General features: G+C 60.5%; 17 protein-coding genes and 1 pseudogene. 4 read left to right on the top strand and 14 right to left on the bottom strand.

Annotated features, from left to right (window positions below):
* Positions 1-99: 99 nt before the first annotated feature.
* From ACSC1W_RS05115 to ACSC1W_RS05060, 12 genes and pseudogenes are all read right to left on the bottom strand, one after another.
* Positions 100-594: a cupredoxin domain-containing protein gene (locus ACSC1W_RS05115; RefSeq protein ID WP_435345784.1), complete on the bottom strand. Its 495-nt coding sequence runs from the start codon at positions 592-594 to the stop codon at positions 100-102.
* 227 nt (positions 595-821) lie between these two features.
* Positions 822-944: pseudogene (locus ACSC1W_RS05110) on the bottom strand (DUF302 domain-containing protein); the annotation flags it as partial.
* Between the two features lie 227 nt (positions 945-1,171).
* A complete protein-coding gene (locus ACSC1W_RS05105; RefSeq protein WP_435345783.1) occupies positions 1,172-1,393 on the bottom strand; it encodes a hypothetical protein in 222 nt (73 codons plus the stop codon).
* Between the two features lie 420 nt (positions 1,394-1,813).
* Positions 1,814-2,569 carry a plastocyanin/azurin family copper-binding protein gene (locus ACSC1W_RS05100; RefSeq protein ID WP_435345782.1) on the bottom strand — a complete coding sequence of 252 codons (756 nt, stop codon included), beginning with the start codon at positions 2,567-2,569 and terminating at the stop codon, positions 1,814-1,816.
* 16 nt (positions 2,570-2,585) lie between these two features.
* Entirely contained in the window at positions 2,586-2,894 is a 309-nt protein-coding gene (locus ACSC1W_RS05095) for a thioredoxin family protein (protein WP_435345781.1), read from the bottom strand.
* 124 nt (positions 2,895-3,018) lie between these two features.
* A complete protein-coding gene (locus ACSC1W_RS05090) occupies positions 3,019-3,372 on the bottom strand; it encodes an SHOCT domain-containing protein (protein WP_435345780.1) in 354 nt (117 codons plus the stop codon).
* Positions 3,373-3,377: 5 nt separating this feature from the next.
* Positions 3,378-3,794, bottom strand: coding sequence for a DUF302 domain-containing protein (locus tag ACSC1W_RS05085; protein WP_435345779.1), 417 nt, complete (start codon positions 3,792-3,794; stop codon positions 3,378-3,380).
* A gap of 95 nt (positions 3,795-3,889) precedes the next feature.
* Positions 3,890-4,243 (bottom strand): SHOCT domain-containing protein, encoded by a 354-nt coding sequence (locus ACSC1W_RS05080; protein ID WP_435345778.1) that lies wholly within the window; start codon positions 4,241-4,243, stop codon positions 3,890-3,892.
* Positions 4,244-4,301: 58 nt separating this feature from the next.
* Complete coding sequence (locus ACSC1W_RS05075; protein ID WP_435345777.1) at positions 4,302-4,682, bottom strand: hypothetical protein; 381 nt, start codon at positions 4,680-4,682, stop codon at positions 4,302-4,304.
* 231 nt (positions 4,683-4,913) lie between these two features.
* Positions 4,914-6,338, bottom strand: a complete 1,425-nt coding sequence (locus ACSC1W_RS05070; RefSeq protein WP_435345776.1) for a multicopper oxidase family protein — start codon at positions 6,336-6,338, stop codon at positions 4,914-4,916.
* Positions 6,328-7,476 carry an MBL fold metallo-hydrolase gene (locus ACSC1W_RS05065; RefSeq protein ID WP_435345775.1) on the bottom strand — a complete coding sequence of 383 codons (1,149 nt, stop codon included), beginning with the start codon at positions 7,474-7,476 and terminating at the stop codon, positions 6,328-6,330. Before ACSC1W_RS05065 ends, ACSC1W_RS05070 begins: the two co-directional genes overlap by 11 nt.
* Before the next feature lie 61 nt (positions 7,477-7,537).
* Entirely contained in the window at positions 7,538-9,322 is a 1,785-nt protein-coding gene (locus ACSC1W_RS05060; protein ID WP_435345774.1) for a 5'-nucleotidase C-terminal domain-containing protein, read from the bottom strand.
* 289 nt (positions 9,323-9,611) lie between these two features.
* Here ACSC1W_RS05060 and ACSC1W_RS05055 point away from each other — a divergent pair, with 289 nt between their 5' ends.
* Positions 9,612-10,397: a sulfite exporter TauE/SafE family protein gene (locus tag ACSC1W_RS05055; protein WP_435345773.1), complete on the top strand. Its 786-nt coding sequence runs from the start codon at positions 9,612-9,614 to the stop codon at positions 10,395-10,397.
* 356 nt (positions 10,398-10,753) lie between these two features.
* Here ACSC1W_RS05055 and ACSC1W_RS05050 read toward each other — a convergent pair whose 3' ends face one another.
* Both ACSC1W_RS05050 and ACSC1W_RS05045 read right to left on the bottom strand, forming a co-directional pair.
* Positions 10,754-11,344, bottom strand: coding sequence for a helix-turn-helix transcriptional regulator (locus ACSC1W_RS05050; RefSeq protein ID WP_435345772.1), 591 nt, complete (start codon positions 11,342-11,344; stop codon positions 10,754-10,756).
* A 131-nt stretch (positions 11,345-11,475) separates the two neighbouring features.
* Positions 11,476-12,879, bottom strand: a complete 1,404-nt coding sequence (locus ACSC1W_RS05045) for a permease (RefSeq protein ID WP_435345771.1) — start codon at positions 12,877-12,879, stop codon at positions 11,476-11,478.
* A gap of 322 nt (positions 12,880-13,201) precedes the next feature.
* Between ACSC1W_RS05045 and ACSC1W_RS05040 the strand changes: the two genes are divergently transcribed.
* From ACSC1W_RS05040 to acnA, 3 genes are all read left to right on the top strand, one after another.
* The gene (locus tag ACSC1W_RS05040; protein ID WP_435345770.1) at positions 13,202-13,501 is read left to right on the top strand and encodes a hypothetical protein; all 300 of its coding nucleotides are present in this window, start codon (positions 13,202-13,204) and stop codon (positions 13,499-13,501) included.
* Between the two features lie 16 nt (positions 13,502-13,517).
* On the top strand, positions 13,518-14,051 hold the full coding sequence (locus ACSC1W_RS05035) for an SRPBCC family protein (protein ID WP_435345769.1): 534 nt from the start codon (positions 13,518-13,520) through the stop codon (positions 14,049-14,051).
* 127 nt (positions 14,052-14,178) lie between these two features.
* Complete coding sequence (acnA, locus tag ACSC1W_RS05030) at positions 14,179-16,959, top strand: aconitate hydratase AcnA (protein ID WP_435345768.1); 2,781 nt, start codon at positions 14,179-14,181, stop codon at positions 16,957-16,959.
* The last annotated feature ends 51 nt before the right edge of the window (positions 16,960-17,010 follow it).

The raw sequence follows: 17,010 nt of genomic DNA, 5'->3' as shown, positions 1-17,010 counted from the left end.
AGAGACGCCGCATGTGGTCACGTAGACCTGAAACGTCTTGAACAACTAGAGAACGGATAACTCCTACTCTCGTCACCGGTTCTGTGGAGTTTGAGGCGCTCAGTGTTCGTCGGGGTGCTCTAGTGCCGCCCTGGTTCGTTCATTGAATCCCTCAATTTCCCGCCGAGCGACGTTGGGGAGTCCGTCTGCGGGTGGTTGGAGTGCAGGCTGAACGTTGGGATCGAGTTCTGGCCAACCGACGATCACGCGGCCGACCATGCCCGTCGCTTCGTGTGTTTGATGATGGCCAGGAGGGCCGTGTCCACGGTCGGGCCCATGGCCATGTTCGACGACGGTACAGGTGTAGTCATAAATCCCGGCCTCTTCGAATGTTCGCTCAAACGTCTTTCCCCTGGTTCGATACAACTCACTCCGCCACGGCCGGGCTTCTTCCGGCATCCGCCGCTCGGTCGCTGATGGGAGAAGGCCAGCATTGTCCTGATGGTAGCTAACCGTGTCGTGAGCGCCACTCTCCAAAACCCACCTGACCGTTCCTCCCTCCTCAATGTGAACGACGTGTGGGACGAAGTGGTTACTGTCGCCGTCCGATTCCATCCGCACGTCTATCTGTGTCTCCGGATAGCCGAGTTCGTGACCGCTCTCGTGATCGTGTTCATCGCTAGCGCCAGTAGATTCTCCGCCATTGTCGTTGTCAGTCGAGTTGCCGCTATTGTCATCGTCGCTGCCACCAGCGGGTGAATTGCTATTAGTCACACACCCTGCTAGGCTGGTCACAAACGCTCCGCCCGTGACTACGATCAGGCGTCGTCGCGTGGGCATAGTACTGTGGCTTGAACATCACTGTCACAGAGGACGCCGAATCCCTGGTCTTCAAGCGCGGCGATCGTCGTGTCGATGACGACATCGAAATCCCCCGATACAGAGTTTTGTATGGTATCTCCCATCCTGTCTACTACTCCCTGGACAGGGTTAACGGTGCGGGTCCGATGGGGCAATCGTCTTTTCCGTCGATTGGAAAATAGACTGCCTACTCAGACCAGTTGTGCTCTCAGACCACTAAGTACTGTGTTCAGCCTCTGTGTTCAGACGCGGCCCCCATCAACTGATTGAGGTTTCAACGAGGCTGGAACAGCCGACACGTTGCCCCGTCTCTTCACTGAGATGGGTTTCCTCAACTGCAGTCGGGGTCGTCGGGCGACCACTCACAGGCGTCGCCAGTCGTCAGGTCGTTTTCGTCCACGTAGGTCGTGAGACACGCGTAGTTGCAGAAGTACGTCGGCGTCCCACAGTCGTCTGTACAGTCGCGCACACAGATCGGGTCGTGGTCAAAGATACGTGACTCACAGTAGGCACACGTCTGATCGGTGTCGGGGAGTTCGACGGTTGTAGACATACCCGTGCTACGGGGAGAGTCAAGAAAGTATTTCCCCAGCTGGACATCCATACTTCGGCTCCGGACTGTCAGCGACGGCAGCGTGCCTAGACTGCTAAAATTCGATTGCCCCGATCATCGGCTCTCCAACGCACTTCGGGCAGACGTCGGTATCGTATTCCTCCATACAGTGCTGGTGGCAGCAGCACCCGCAGTGCTCGCAGACGAACACCTCCTCGTCGCTGGTGCACTGTGAATCACAGATGTAGCATCGAACCATTAATTCCTTGAACGTACGGTGGCAATCGGCATAAATCGCTGTGCTCGTGACTCTCAGTTGACGATACTTGGGTTCGGCACGGATCGTCTAGCGTCGAGATTGGCTACTGGCTTGTGATCAACGAGCGTTGGGCCCTCTACACGCACAGTATTCGAGAGGCTTCAGTTCCCTTGATCCTTCACTAATCGCTCACGGCGTCTCTGGAACTCCTCGTCGTCGATCTCGCCTCGTGCGTATCGACGTTGGAGGGTTTCCATCGCGGAACCGTCACTCTCGGGAGGGGAATCATCTCGACCCAGTGTCCAGTAGAGGAGTCCACCGACCAGCCCGAGCATTCCAAGTGCCCCGCCGACGAACGGCAGCCCGCGACCCCAGCCACCGTTTCGGCCGTTCATCATCTCCGAACCAGACCCCATCCCGGGACCCATCATTCCGCCATCGGAGTTCCCGTCACCTCCGGTGCTGGACCCATATGCTATGGCACCCTGTTCGACGATCGCGTCGCTCTCGGGCACGTCGCCGTCCGGAATCGGACTCTCCGCGGCTGGACCGCCGAGGCTGCCGACGACGATGCGACCGACCATCCCGATTGACTTGTGTGGGATACAGTAGTAGTCGTATGTGCCTGGCTCTTCGAACGTGTACTCGAAGGATCCCGACGAGATGGTCCCGCTGTCGAATGCGCTGGCGTCGGATGGAATCCGGTTCTCGTAGGCGGTCGCCGAGTGGGCCCCGGCCGCTAGCTCGAAGCGAACGGTCGTGCCGGGTTCGATGTGGAGTCCGATTGGGTCGAAGTAGTTGTTCCCCATCTCGACGACGGGCGTCTCCTGTGCGGCGACTGGCTGGGTGAGTCCCGCACTTGCGACTGTGCCGGCACCGAGTGCTCCTAGGAACTGGCGTCTACTGTAGTCTGTCATTGTTGTTTTACTGCTGTTATCCGCGGATGATGCTAGCGAGCCGTTGCGTGAGTCCGGTCACTTGCTGGTCTGCACGTTCGATAGCCGCCTCCAGTTCGTCCCGGTCGACGATGCCGATGAACTCGTCAGTCCGCTCCCCGTTCGCATACACGAGCGTCGATGGTGTCTTTCGAACGCCGTACTCCTCGGCCGTCTCCAGATCGGTCTGGATGTCGACCTCGCGAAATTCGACACCCGGATACGCATCTTCGATGCCTTCGTTTTTCTCTCGTTGCGTTGCGCACGCCCCGCACGTCTCCTGCGTGAAGAGGAGTACTTCTGTCATAGTAGCTAGTATGGTCTTGTGCCTTTAGCACATTTCTGTTCACATCCGAAAGCTGTGAGGGTCACAGATTTCGGAATCCAAGGGAAGCGGACGTGAGTAACGCGGGAGTTGGTGGTCGAGACGATTACTCCGACCGTTCGAGCCTCTCGCGGCGGGCTTCGAACTCTTCGTCAGTGAGGTCCCCACGAGCGTATGCCGTGCGGAGCTCCTCCATCGCGGGATTTCGAGACGTCTGCGTTTCGCTCATGCGCCGGAAGACGAGGTAGCCACCGCCGAGGAGGATGAGGAGGAAGATGAGCGGGACGAGCATCCCGACGAACGGCCACCACCCACCAGTTCCGCCATACTGACCCATCATCCCGCCGTACCCCATCATTCCGCCGAATCCCATCCCCATCGTGAGCAACGGGAGCAAGATGATCGCTCCGAGGATCAGGAGCACGATGGTCGTGGTGTCGAGCTGGTTCGATGAAGACATCGAGATCAGGCCTCCGACTTGGAGCCTAGTTCATCGGTGACGGCCGAGAGAACACGCTCGAAACGCTCGTTGACCTCGGTCGCGATAGAGTCAAGTGCATCGTTGTCGGCGATGCCAACCAGCTGTTGCGAATCGACTGCACTCACCATGACCTCGCCGTTATCGGTTTCGTAGACGATGACGTTACACGGGAGGAGCGCGCCGAGTTCGATTTCTTCGGTCAGTCCTTCGTATGCCAGAGGGGGATTGCATGCACCGAGAATGCGGTACTGGCGGAATTCTTCGCCGAGTTTCTCCTTGAGCGTCGTCTGGATATCGATGTCACAGAGGACGCCGAATCCTTCGTCTTTGAGCGCAGCAATCGTCGTGTCGACGACGTCGTCGAACTCACCGGTGACTGAAGTCTGTACTGTGTATTCCATGAAATATCATACCACGTCCACGGGGTTAACGGTTGGGCGCCGCAACGGCGGGCGTTGGGGGTGTGGTGTACCGGTTGGAACAGCAGCGGTTCCGGTCATCCGGTACGTTCGAGCTGTTTTCGCCGTCGATCGAATTCGTCATCCGAGAGTTCCCCGCGGGCGTAGCGCTCGCGGAGAACCGACAGCGACTGCTCATTGTTTCCACCGGACCCTCGGTTGAAGAGCGCATAGACGAGGTAGAGCGGGACGGCGATGAGGAGCCCCATCCAGAGGAGTCCCCAGAGCCCCATCGCTCCGCCGAAGAGGCCCCAGCCGCCGCCCATCATGCCGCCGCCGTAGCTCCCACTACTGTGGGCAGCAGCCGTTCCAGTTGCCGCGACCAGCAGCGGGACGGTGAGTATCGCGAGTCGACGAGCAGTGCGTCCGATGTGAGTGGTGAGTTGCGCCATTATCTTGAGTTGGTGAATCGTGGTGTTCGGTCGAAGCGATCGAAACGGTCAGGGCCTATCAGCAGTGGCCCTGCCCGTACATCCCGCCGTTGTAGTCGTCGTTAGCCCCGTTGTGGTATTCCTCGCCAGCCATGTCCTGGGCCATCTCGTCGACGGTCACACCCATGTGCGACTCCATCCATTCGACGCTACCAGGGCCCATGTGCTCGGTCATCTGCGCCTCCATCCAGGCCGCCCAGTCATCAGCGGTAGCCATCCAGGCCGCCCAGTCATCAGCGGTAGCCATCCAGGCCGCCCAGTCATCAGCGGTAGCGTTGTCAGTGGGCGCGTCGTCAGCAGCCGTGTCGGTGCCGTGTGCGCTGACCACGGGCGCGGCGAACGCGAGTCCGACGATCGCGAGCGCCACGAGCAGCCAGCGGCCGAGTTTGAAGTTGGTCATTGTCTTTCTCCTCGGTTACTCGTAGGACTGCTCGGGAGTTATCGACGTGGGTGTGAATCCACTCAGGAGAACGTTCGAGAACGTGTATAAGGCGACCTAACCGTTTTTCAGGATAAGAAACGTTCCTCCGACTCGAATTCACCGGGTTGGCACTCAACCCTTCCTCACCCGGACAGGACCAAGACCACACGAACGATAGTAGAACGATCCGAAACCGGCTCTTCAACCTGGTCACTCGACGTATTTTATGACACGCGCCATTCCTGCATCGAGATGGTAGAGGTTGTGGCAGTGGAATAACCACCGGCCGGGATTGTCCGCGTGGAAGTCGATCGTCACCTGCCCTCGATGTCCGGGGACGATGACGGTGTCTTTGACTGCGTTACCGACTTGGAAGAAGTGGCCATGAAGGTGCATCGGGTGAACGACCGGGCTCTGATTGGTCATCCGAATTCGGACGTGTTCGTCGGGCCGGATCTGGAGCGGGTCGGCGTCCGGGTAGGCCTGTCCGTCTATCGTCCACACGTACTCACCCCTGCCACGTGAGAGCGTCAGATCGAACGTTCGATCTGGTTCTCCACTCACTCCATCGAGCGAGGAGATCGCCCGCAGATCTCCGTACTGCAGTTGGTTACTGGCCGACGACGGGCGCTGTGGACTCCCCCCGCCCGCTGACTCGTACTCGACGACAGCCCTGGCTGGTGGTTCGTTTCCATCGAGCGCATCCGCTTGAACGACCCACGTGCCCGGATTCGTCGCCTCAACCACGGCATCATAGCGCTCACCGGCTCCGAAGGCGAACGAGTCGACGGCGACGGGGTCGACAGGTCGACCATCGGCGTGGGTAACCGTCATCTCGTGGCCAGCGATCCGGACACCGAAGATCGTCGCGCTGGCGGCATTCACGAATCGGAAGCGAATCCGCTCGCCCTCCGTTACGTCGAACGTCTGGGGACTCTCGGGGAGTCGACCATTTATCAGAAGCCCCTCGTATGGCGGCCGAATATCTCCCATCATCCCGCCCCTCCCACCCATTCCGCCACCCCTGCCTCCGTCCGAAGGAAGCTTCGGCTCTCTGGGAAGGTAATCATCGACGACTACAACGTACTCGCGATCGTACTCGACATGTGGCTCACGTTCTTCGACGATCAGTGGCCCCAGCAATCCCCGGTCGAGTTGGAGTCCGACGTGGCTGTGATAGAAGTACGTCCCGGCGGGTTCGGCACGGAAGGTGTACGTGAACGTGTCGCCGGAAGCGATCGGCTCTTGCGTCACGTTCGGCACGCCATCGACCGGATTCGGAACTGGGATTCCATGCCAGTGAATCGTCGTCTCCTCCTGGAGGTCGTTGGTCAGTTCGACGCTGAGCACGTCACCCTCCTGAACACGTAGCTCCGGTCCCGGGAATTGACCCTCGTACATCCAGTTGGTCGTCGACATATCGGGCGCTGGTCGAATGGCCCCGGACGCCGCGGTGAGGCTGACGGATGTATCTGGATCGGCCGTGACGGTTGAGCGTGGCGTCACCTCACGACCTCCACCATCGTCGGTGCCCGGTAGCTGACCGGCGCAACCCGCGAGCGCTCCGAGGGTGGTTGCCCCAGTCAGTTGGAGGAGCCTGCGGCGCGAGAGCGACCGTTGTTCTCTATGCGGCACAGTTGTTCGGCCCCAGTTCGAGTTCTGTCGCCTCGCCCTCGTCGTCGACGGTCTCTTTGCCGGTGTTGATGGCGATGACCCGCTCGTAGTTCGGGGGCTTCTCCGGGGCATCCTCGGTCAACCGCTCCACGAACGCTTCGCGGTCGAGCCCGAGGAAGTCTAGTTCCTCGCGGAGATCGCCAAGTTGGGCCTCGAGGGGTTCGCCGGGCGAGCCGTTCTCGTAGCGTCCGTCGCTCGTGACGGTGAGATGGCCCGGCAGAATCGTGGTGTCGTCCGGGAGGTCGAGGATCGTCTCGTGGAGCGAGTCGTACAGCAGTTCCGCTCCACGCGAGGCATCGTCCTCGCCGAACTGGAGTTCCGTCCGTCCGACGGAGTCGACGAACAGCGTATCGCCCGTTAACAGGAGTTCGCCGTCGACGAGATAGTTCATCATCTCCGAGGTGTGACCCGGCGTGTGGAGCGCCTCGATCTCGACGTCACCGACTTCGACGACGTCTCCATCCGACAGCGGATCGTATTGGTACTCGACGTCGCGGTCGCTGGCTGTGTCGCCGAGGTGGTAAGGAACGCCGACCTCGTCGGCGAGTGCCCGACTACCCGAGATGTGGTCGGCGTGGACGTGCGTATCGAGCACGCGGGTTATCGAGAGCCCAGCGTCCTGGGCAGCAACTTTGAACTGGTCGGTCTGTCTGGTCGCATCGACCACGACTGCCTCATCCGCCTCCTTCGAGCCGACGATGTAGCCGAGACAGCCCTTCGCGCGGCGCTGGACCTGCCGAACGACGAGGTCATCGCTGGCCGTCTCGATAGAAACGACTTCGTAGAGTTTGCTCCACTCCTCCATCCCGCCGGTGACGACCTCAACGTCGTCGTAGCCCTGGTCGTCGAGGTCGAACGCGAACGGCGTCGACGTCAGGCCCTTCCCGCAGATGGCGACGACCGGCCGGCTGTCGACTAGTGCGTTCACCTCGTTCAGTTGGGCCTCGCTCAACCCCTGGTCGGGGTCGTACGGAACGTTTTCTGCGTTGCGCACGTGCCAGGCCTCGAAGCTGTCTTCGGGACGCACATCGATGAGCGTGAACTGTTCGTCGGCGTCGATCTTCTCCGCGAGTTGTTCCACGGTAATGTTCTTGACCATCGTATCTCACCTGTATCGTGTCGTTCGCCGTTCGTGGGACTGTCGCGTGTACCGTCGCTATCTAGCGCGTTCGATTACGCCCTTCTTCGGGGAAAGCGTTCCCACGGGGAATCATGGACGTCTCGCAGTAGGCCGCTCCGTCCCGGTAGTCGACGCCCGGTTGGATGAACGGATACGGCCCGTCGGCGGGCGTGTTCTGTGCCCGACCGCCATCGTCTGCGGTCTCGACCAGCCCCATCACCTCGTAGTCGACTGGTGAGTGCTCTTCGAGGTACTCGACGATGACGTCGACAGGTATCGTCCCGTTGTCGACCTCGACGTCCTGAAACGGGAACCCGCAGTTGCCGAGGTCACGTTCTGGGTCGCCAGGACGGCGGAACGTCGCCACCGAGTACGTCTCCTCGGGGTCGACCCGCTCGCCGTCGATTTGCATCTCGACGAGGCGGCGGCCGCGCTTGGCGGTCGGGTCGACGGTCACCTCGACATTCGAGGAGAAATTTCGGACGCGTCCGTCCTCCTGGTCGTAGGGGTACGGCGTGAAGTTGTCCTCGAGGAACGCCTCCATGTGACTCGTGAGTTGCTGACCGTACGCGACGCCGCGGGCAACGGGCGTCGCCATCGGGAAGAACGTGTACAGTTCGCCGAGCGTGATCTCGCCGGCCGAGATAGCGGTCCCGTAACGGAACCCGTGTGAGACGGCGAGGTCGGTGTCGAAGTGTGCCCGCAGTGCGTCATTGAACAGCGTGTTCCAGGCGCTTTCGAGGAACGATTGCCGGTAGAGCGGCGTGTCCGTCTGCCCGACGGTCGTATCCAGGGGGCGTTCGAGCGTGCCGGCTCCACGCTCGAATTCTGGATTTTCTTCGAAGAACGGTGCACGCACCGACTCGACGGTTTCCTGTGCATCGGCGTCCGGGTCCGGCGTGTACTCGCCGTCCTCGGTGAGGCAGTAGAGGTGGTGTCTGAACTGTATCTCCCCGTCTCGAATTCGGAGGTCGACACGGCCGAGCGCTTCGCCCATGCCGGACTCGACGACCACGGTTTCGGTCTCCTCGACGACGATAGGTTCGTACGTATACTCGTGGGTGTGTGCGCTTAACATCACGTCCACGCTCGCACAGTCTTTCGCAGCCTGGACCATCCACGGCAGGCCGATTTCGGTGACTGCGACGACGACATCAGCGCCGTCATCGCGGGCGGCCTGTGCGGACTCTTCGAGGAGCGCGGGATGCTTCCCGAAGCGGTACTTCCTCTCCCAGAACGAAGGCGCCATCCGGTCGACGTAGACGTTCGTCATACCGACGACGCCTACAGAGAGTCCACCGACCTCGAGGATGCTGTACGCGTCGTACAGCCGCTTGTCAGTCTCCCAGTCGTAGAGGTTGTTCGCGAGGACCGGGGCGTCAAGGTCATCCATTAGTTCCACGAAGTTGCCGTCCTCGACGGCCTCGTTCGAGTAATCCCAGTTACCAGGCACATAGACGTCGGGCACGACGTGCTCGTTGATGGGCTCGAGCATCGCCCGCCCGTCGGTGTAGGTGGTAACGGCGGAGCCGTGGAACGTATCACCACTCATCAGGGTACAGACCTCGTCATCCTCGCGGAGTTCGTCCAGTTTGGCCGCGAGCAGGGGAACCCCGCCACCGCGCTTGATGACGCGGTCGTCGTCTCCGAACTCGAAGTTCGGCTTCGACGTCGGATTGTCGTAGTAGACTTGGTGGCGTGGCGTGAGCTGTCCGTGGAGGTCGCTGACGTGCGCGAAGACGACGTCTGGATCGCCTGTGCTGTCACGCGCAGGGTCACCGTATAGGGATTGCCACTCGCCGACAGGAGTCTCTTCCTGGTTCATCGTGACGCCACTGGAGATACGACCGTTGGCTGTTCATAAGTTGTGGTTGAAATTCGAAAGACCGAACAAGACCACGTATGGGTTTGCTATCGGCTACATAGTCGGTTGAAAGCCGAGACCGGTCGAGTTCGGTTTGCAAATCAGTCTCGTAGTGCGTTCTAGTGGCAGGTGCGAAGGATGAGTGGGACACTGGCCTTACGCTTCTTAGGGAGAACTTCCCTAAGAGAGAAGGCCGTAGTATTGGCCGAGCAGAGATGTACGCGCTTGTTCGAACGTCGAGGTGGTCTAGATGACAGCTAACTGGGTAACGACGGGGCTGTCTGCGGTCGTCATCCTCGTTGCGTCCGTTATTCACGGGATCGCCGGGTTCGGTTTCGCGCAGGTGTCGATGGGCCTGATGCCGCTGTTCCGGTCGCCCTCGAGTGCCTCGATCATCTTCACGGCGACGGCGGTCGTAAGTAATGCACGCGTCTGGTGGAGTGTCCGGGACGCGTTCGACTGGCGCAAGTGGATCGTTCCAGTCGGCGGACTCGCCGTCGGGATGCCGCTTGGCATCTACGTGTTCAGCCAGTTCAACCAAGCACAGATGCGCGTCGCCATCGGGGCGGTGCTCGTACTCGCGGTCATCATCGTCGGCGCGACCCAGCAACTCGAAATCGTCACGGACTGGATAGAAGCACGGGACTACCGACCGGGGAAGATAGTTGGCGCGACGGCTGGTCTCCTTGCGGGGATTTTCGGCGGTGCCGTCGCCGTCCCCGGCCCGCCGATGATCGTTTACGGCGCGTTCATGGCGGCAAGCGGGTTCTGGAGCGGTGAAGAGATGAAGGCGACGTTCACGGCGTTCTTCGGGACGCTCATGCTGTATCGTCTCGGGAGCCTCACGTACACGGGAGCGGTCACGACACCGCTGATGATCGAGGCTGCAATCGCCGTGCCGATGGTGTTCGTCGGTGCGTGGGTCGGCGTGTACATCTTCGACCACATCCCCGAGCGGATCTTCCAGTGGCTCGTGCTGGCGCTGCTGACCGTGAATGCGTTCGTTCTCCTGTTCACGTCGGTTCCGGAACTCTAATCGCGTCTAACTGTCGCCAGTTCAGGGCCCCTCCCCTTATCGCACTGGTTACAATCGCCAAAATCAGAAGTCAGCGTCCTCGAAAGGTGTGGATTCACGAGCCGTCCTTCGAGACAGCAAGTGGGGGCGACCTGAATCGGCAATTATCGAGCGAGTCGGCTCCTGAGAGTCGCCAGTAATCCGGACTGATCCCTCGCCGTCTGTTCCGTGTCTCGGGTGCCCGGTTCTTCGGTCCTCTCTTCATCCGCTTCGAGCCTCGCCGCTTCGTAGTCCGCTATTATGTAGGCGACGTGGCGATTACACAGGGGTGGATACGACGCCAAACTACAAAACTGGTCGATAAGCGCTAGCAGATGCTAGCTCTGACTCTGCTGCAGATCGTTACTCGGATAGATACGATACGTCCGGCCTTGGCGTTCACGATACAACAGACCACGTTTCTCGAGAGCACTGACCGTCTGGCTCACCTTGCTCTTCGAGAAGTCCGACCGATCCCGTAATTCGATCTGCGTGATGCCGGGCGAGGTGAGGACCGGTTCGAGAATCCGACGTTCGTCGTCTGGCAAGAGGTCCAACACGCGAGCCTGCGGCTGAGACTCTGGATTGATGGCCCCATTTGGCTGGGTGGCCACCGCTGGTGATTCTGCGCTCTCAGAGTCGGTCGGATCCGCCATCTCCTCCTGTGAGCGGTCGTTTGCGCCTGTGCTCGTGAGGTCGTCCCGGATCGCGAGATACCCCCCACCGAGGACAGCCGAGACGAGGAGGGTTCCGAGGACGTACCAGAGCGGATTCGTTCCGTGAACTGCCCCCATCGACGTGCCCATCATCGAGCCCATCTGCTCGAATGCCTGCTGTCGCTGGTAGGCTTGCCAGCTGAGTGCACCGCCGACGATGAGGACGGCAGCGACGAGAAGCCCGACCACTGTGTCGGATCGCTGTCGGTTCATCCATCCCACCTCGACCTGCCGTTATGCTTGTTCATGCCTGAGAGTTGGCGAGACATCGGTGTACCAGTTGTGATTGGCCGAAGCAATACTCGGGCTGCTTGGGCGCAAGACTTGGTCGCGAGACGTGGTATTCAGTGATGTTCATGATCCTGAGATGTCCCCATCCCTGAAACCTGTGGGTGTTGGTGGGTAAACTCGGAAGGGTGCTTCTCGAACGACCGCTTGCATCGCTTCGAGCAGAAGTAGTACGTCTCGCCAGCGTGGGTGAGGCTCGGCCCGCTGTCGTCGGTTCGCATCCCACAGACGGGGTCGCGGTACTGGCCAGGCGCGCCGAGTCCTCGGCGGTAGACGTAGAGGAGGAATCCCGTGAGCGCGAACGCGATGATATTGAGGTAGAACGTGTAGTTGAGCTCGAAGTACGTCTGTTCGGATGCCGTCTGCCCGCCGGCTAGATCCGGGACGATGCCGAGCGCGTCGAACAGCTCTTCCATCAGGAAGCCCGTGAACGCCATTGTGACGAAGAAGATGCCGAGGATGTACAGCATCACGTTCCAGCCGTAGTACTTCCGGTAGACGTTCAGTACGGGGATGGTGATGAGGTCGGCATAGACGAACGCGATGACTCCCGCGAAGCTGATGCCACCTCCCCAGAGCGCGACGGCGAACGGGACGTTTCCCATACTGCCGACGAAGCTGATTACGGCGATGGCGACGCCCATGATGGCGTTCTCGGCACTGACGAGGAGTCCATCACCCTGGAGGAAGAGCGTGTTCCACACCCACTGCGGGACGAACACGATAACGAATCCCGAGATGAGAAAGCCCGCAACGACGTCCTTCCAGATCATCGACCACTCCTTGCGGTACTGGTTCCCGATCTTGTACCAGCCCCCCCACGAAAGGAGTTCGTCGCGCCACCCGCCGCTACTTGCGGCTTCCTGCTGGTACGTTTCCATGCACCCTTCCGAGCAGAACTTCAGTGTTTCGCCGCCGTCGGTCGTGATCGAGTACTCGTCTTTGCCCTCCATCCCACACGTCGGATCCTCGGTGATCCCTTGGTCGTGGTCGCGTTGATTCAGTTCCTCCCGTACGTGCTCGAAGAGATTCTCGGGGAGCGTCAGATGGACGAGGACCGCCATCACGGCGATGAGGATGACGCCGCCAAGGAGTTCTGCAACCAGAAACTCCCACCCGAGCAGGATGAGGATCATCAGGCCGAGTTCGACGATGAGGTTTGTCGAGGCGAACATGAACGCAAAGAAGTTCACCGTGTGCGCTCCCTTCTTGAACAGCCCCTTCCCAATGGCGACCGCGCCGAAGCTACAACCACTACTCGCGGCGCCGAATACGGTTGCTTTCGTGAGACCACTCAGATTCCCCTCTCCGAGGACCTTGGCCATCCGCTCTTTCGAGACGTAAACCTGAACGAGACTCGTGATGACGAGCCCCATGATGATCGCCCACGCCGCCGTCCAGAGGAATCCGACGCCGATCCGCAACGACTCGAGAATTCCGTCGATGAGGGCGGCTTGCATATCTAGACTATCGCAGCCATCTGTTTTGTTATTTCTTCTTAAGAAACCGGGGCAGTGGGCGGAGTACATCTTGCATTCAAAGGTGACTCATGATATTCAGATGCGGTCAACCGTTCGAGGACTGCGTTCGCGCTCATCAGTTTTCGCGTGTCACTGATTCCAGTCGGTGGTTGCTCCCTGGTCTTCCGACGGACCGGTCACACAGATATGGGGGTTGTACCGCTGTTTCCCACACGATATTTTTGCTCCGTGTTACCAAGGGATCGCTCCCTTTCGAATTGTAAGAGAAACCCGATTGAAGGAGTAGAGCGTATCTCTAGTCATGAGCACTGCTACCACAAACCAAGACGGGTACGAAATGGACTCCACGACCAACGTGATGCACCTCGATTCGTTGGCACTGGCGGGCGCAGCAGCAGTCGTCTCTGCCGTCGCGATGCTCCTCCTTGGTGTGTTCGGAGCGATCGGGGTCTACGAGGGCGCAGTCGAAGCGATGGAGCAGTGGCACCTGTTCTTCGAACCGACCGTCGTCGGGACAGTGGCGGGCATGGTCGAGGCAGCGGTGATCAGCTTCGTCTTGATGTACGCCTTCGCGTGGCTCTACAACGGCTTCGCATCATAAATCAGGGAGTAAATCCATGTACGTCACCGACAAAGCCGAAATCGTCATCGACGCATCGTCCGAGGAGATCTGGGAGTACGTAACCGACCCAGTCCATTGGACGGCGTCGAACCCCGAGGAACACTATGGGCTCGAATACGACACGCCCGATAACCGTCCTCGAGAGGGCGCAACGTTCCACCAGGCCGAAGAGGTCGCCGGGATGTACGCCGACCTGCATGGCCGATTCCAGTATATCGACCATCCCAACGTGGCGGTCTGGACGGGGACTGCGTACTACCCGCTCTTTCGCGGACTCGTCACCGTTCGGATTCCCGAAGGAGGAACCATTCGACTTGAAGAGACTGCAGACGGGACTCGGATGTCACACGCCGTCTGGATGGACTTCCCGAACAACCGACGGGGACGGGCGCTGAAATGGGTGTTCACGACCGCTCTCAATGGGAAGGCGAAACTCTACGATCACACGAACAAGGAACTCGTCTTCTTCAAGGACCGCATCGAATCGGCGGCACCTGAGAAACCGAAGCCGCCGGGGACGAGTTCGTAGCAGAATCAGTTGTCAACCGAATCATGTACACCGACATCCTCATTCCACCCGATAGAAGTGACCGTCCACATCGTCACCCCGTCCATGGGGGAGACGATTCAAGGGCCACGTCACCGTAGGACAAGGTATGAACGAACCGTCTCCATTCGATGCAATCCGCGAATTCGAGTTCGACGGCACCTCCTACAAGATGGCCGACCTCACAGTCCTCGAAGACGAGGGTCTCTGCGAACTCGACCAGCTCCCCGTCAGTATTCGCGTTCTCCTCGAGTCCGTTCTCCGCAACGTCGACGGGGAGACGATAACCGCCGAGGACGTTCGCAATGCCGCCTCGTGGGAACCCGACGTCCCAGACGTCGAACTCCCGTTCACGCCCTCTCGAGTCGTCCTGCAGGACCTCACCGGCGTCCCTGCCGTGGTCGACCTCGCAGCACTCCGATCAGCGGTCGATCGCAAGGGCAAGGATCCAACCGTCGTCGAGCCGGACGTCCCGTGTGACCTCGTGATCGACCACAGCGTGCAGGTCGACTACTTCGGCTCCGAGGACGCCTACGAGAAGAACGTCGAACTGGAGTACGAGCGCAACGGCGAGCGGTACCGTTCCCTCAAGTGGGCCCAGCAGGCGTTCGACGACTTCCGAGTCGTTCCGCCGGGGACTGGAATCGTCCACCAGGTGAACCTCGAGTACCTCGGGCGGGTTGTCCACGCCCGCGAGCAGAATGGGGAAGCGTGGCTCCTGCCGGACACGCTCGTGGGGACGGACAGCCATACGCCGATGATCGGCGGCATCGGGGTCGTCGGCTGGGGTGTCGGCGGTATCGAAGCTGAAGCCGCGATGCTCGGCCAGCCGATCACGATGAAGCTCCCCGAGGTGGTCGGGGTCCGGCTCACCGGCGAACTTCCCGAGGGGGCGACCGCAACCGACCTCGTCCTTCACGTTACTGAGCAGCTTCGGGAGGTCGGCGTCGTCGATCGATTCGTCGAATTCTTCGGCCCTGGTGTATCGAATCTCACCGTTCCAGACAGGGCGACTATAGCGAACATGGCGCCCGAACAGGGCTCGACCATCAGTATGTTCCCCGTCGACGAAGCAACGCTCGAGTACCTCGAACTCACGGGCCGCGACGAGCAGCACATCGAACTCGTTCGCGAATATCTCGACGCACAGGGGCTGTTCGGTGAACAGAACCCCGAGTACACCGAGACGGTCGAACTCGACCTCTCGACGATCACGCCCAGCCTCGCCGGGCCGAAACGCCCCCAGGATCGCGTCCCGATGGGCGACATGAAGACGCACTTCCGGGGACTGGTCCACGGCGAATTCGAGGACGAACTCGACGATATCGACGAAGATGCGATCACGCGATGGATCAGCGAGAGCAGCGGTTCCGACGACGACCGACCCGACCCCGATCTTCCGGAACCGGACGTCGGCGATCTCACCGACCGAGTCGAAGTCAATGTGAACGGCGAGTCGACCGAGATCGGGCACGGCAGTGTCGTAGTCAGCGCCATCACCAGCTGTACGAACACGTCGAATCCGTCCGTGATGCTCGCGGCGGGGCTGCTCGCCCGCAACGCGGTCGAACGAGGGCTCGACGTCCCGGCGTACGTCAAAACGAGTCTTGCACCGGGCAGTCGGGTCGTCACCGAATACCTCGAAGCCTCGGGACTCCTCCCCTATCTGGAAGACCTCGGCTACAACGTCGTCGGCTACGGCTGTACGACCTGCATCGGAAACGCTGGGCCGCTTCCCGAGCCGATCGAACGCGCGATCGACGCCGAGGATCTCTGGACGACGAGCGTCCTCTCTGGCAACCGGAACTTCGAGGCACGCATCCACCCGAAAATCCGGGCGAACTACCTCGCCAGTCCGCCGCTCGTGGTCGCCTACGGTCTCGCCGGGCGCATGGATATCGATCTCGAACACGATCCGCTCGGCACCGACGACGACGGCAATCCGGTCTACCTGTCTGACATCTGGCCCGGCGCCGACGAGATCCACGCGGCGGTCCACGACAGTGTCGATTCCTCGATGTTCGAAGAGAAGTACGCCGAAGTGTTCGACGGTGACGAGCGCTGGGCGGCGCTCGACGCACCGACCGGTGACGTCTACGAGTGGGACGACTCCTCGACGTACATCCGCGAACCGCCGTTCTTCAGGGATTTCCCCCTGGAGAAGCCCGGCGTCGCCGACGTCGAAGACGCCCGCACGCTGATGCTGCTCGGTGATACGGTCACGACCGATCACATCAGTCCCGCCGGGCCGTTTACCCGCGAGCAACCGGCCGGAGAGTGGCTCGTTGAACAGGGCGTCGAACCCCACGACTTCAACACGTACGGCGCCCGGCGCGGGAACCACGAGGTAATGATGCGTGGGACGTTCGCAAACGTCCGCATCGAGAACCAGATGCTCGAAGACGTCGAAGGCGGCTACACGATCCATCACCCAACCGGCGACCAGACGACGGTCTTCGAAGCCAGCCGCCGCTATCACGAGGACGAAACGCCCCTCGTCGTGTTCGCCGGCGAGGAACTTGGAACGGGGTCGAGCCGGGACTGGGCGGCGAAGGGAACAGATCTGCTGGGTGTCCGTGCGACGATCGCCGAGAGCTACGAGCGCATCTTCCGTGACAACCTCGTCGGGATGGGTGTCTTGCCGCTCCAGTTTGTCGACGGTGACTCGTGGGAGTCGCTCGGCCTTGACGGCTCGGAACGGGTCGCGATTCACGGACTCGACGACGGTCTAGACGTGAACGACGAACTCACCGTTGTCGCAGAACGTGCCGATGGCTCGACCGTCGAATTCCCGGTCACGGCACAGGTTGGGACGCCTGCAGCCGTTCGATACGTCGAAAATGGCGGAATCCTTCATCTGGTGCTCCGTCGATTGCTCAGCGAGGAGTAGCCTCCTCTCTCCACCGAATCGTCTTTTTCAGGAACTACAAAGAATACCGCT

Source organism: Haloarchaeobius marinus (assembly GCF_051207415.1).
Classification (GTDB): domain Archaea; phylum Halobacteriota; class Halobacteria; order Halobacteriales; family Natrialbaceae; genus Haloarchaeobius.
Note: the sequence above shows the minus strand (reverse complement) of the source record. Positions and strands in the feature narration are given on the sequence as shown.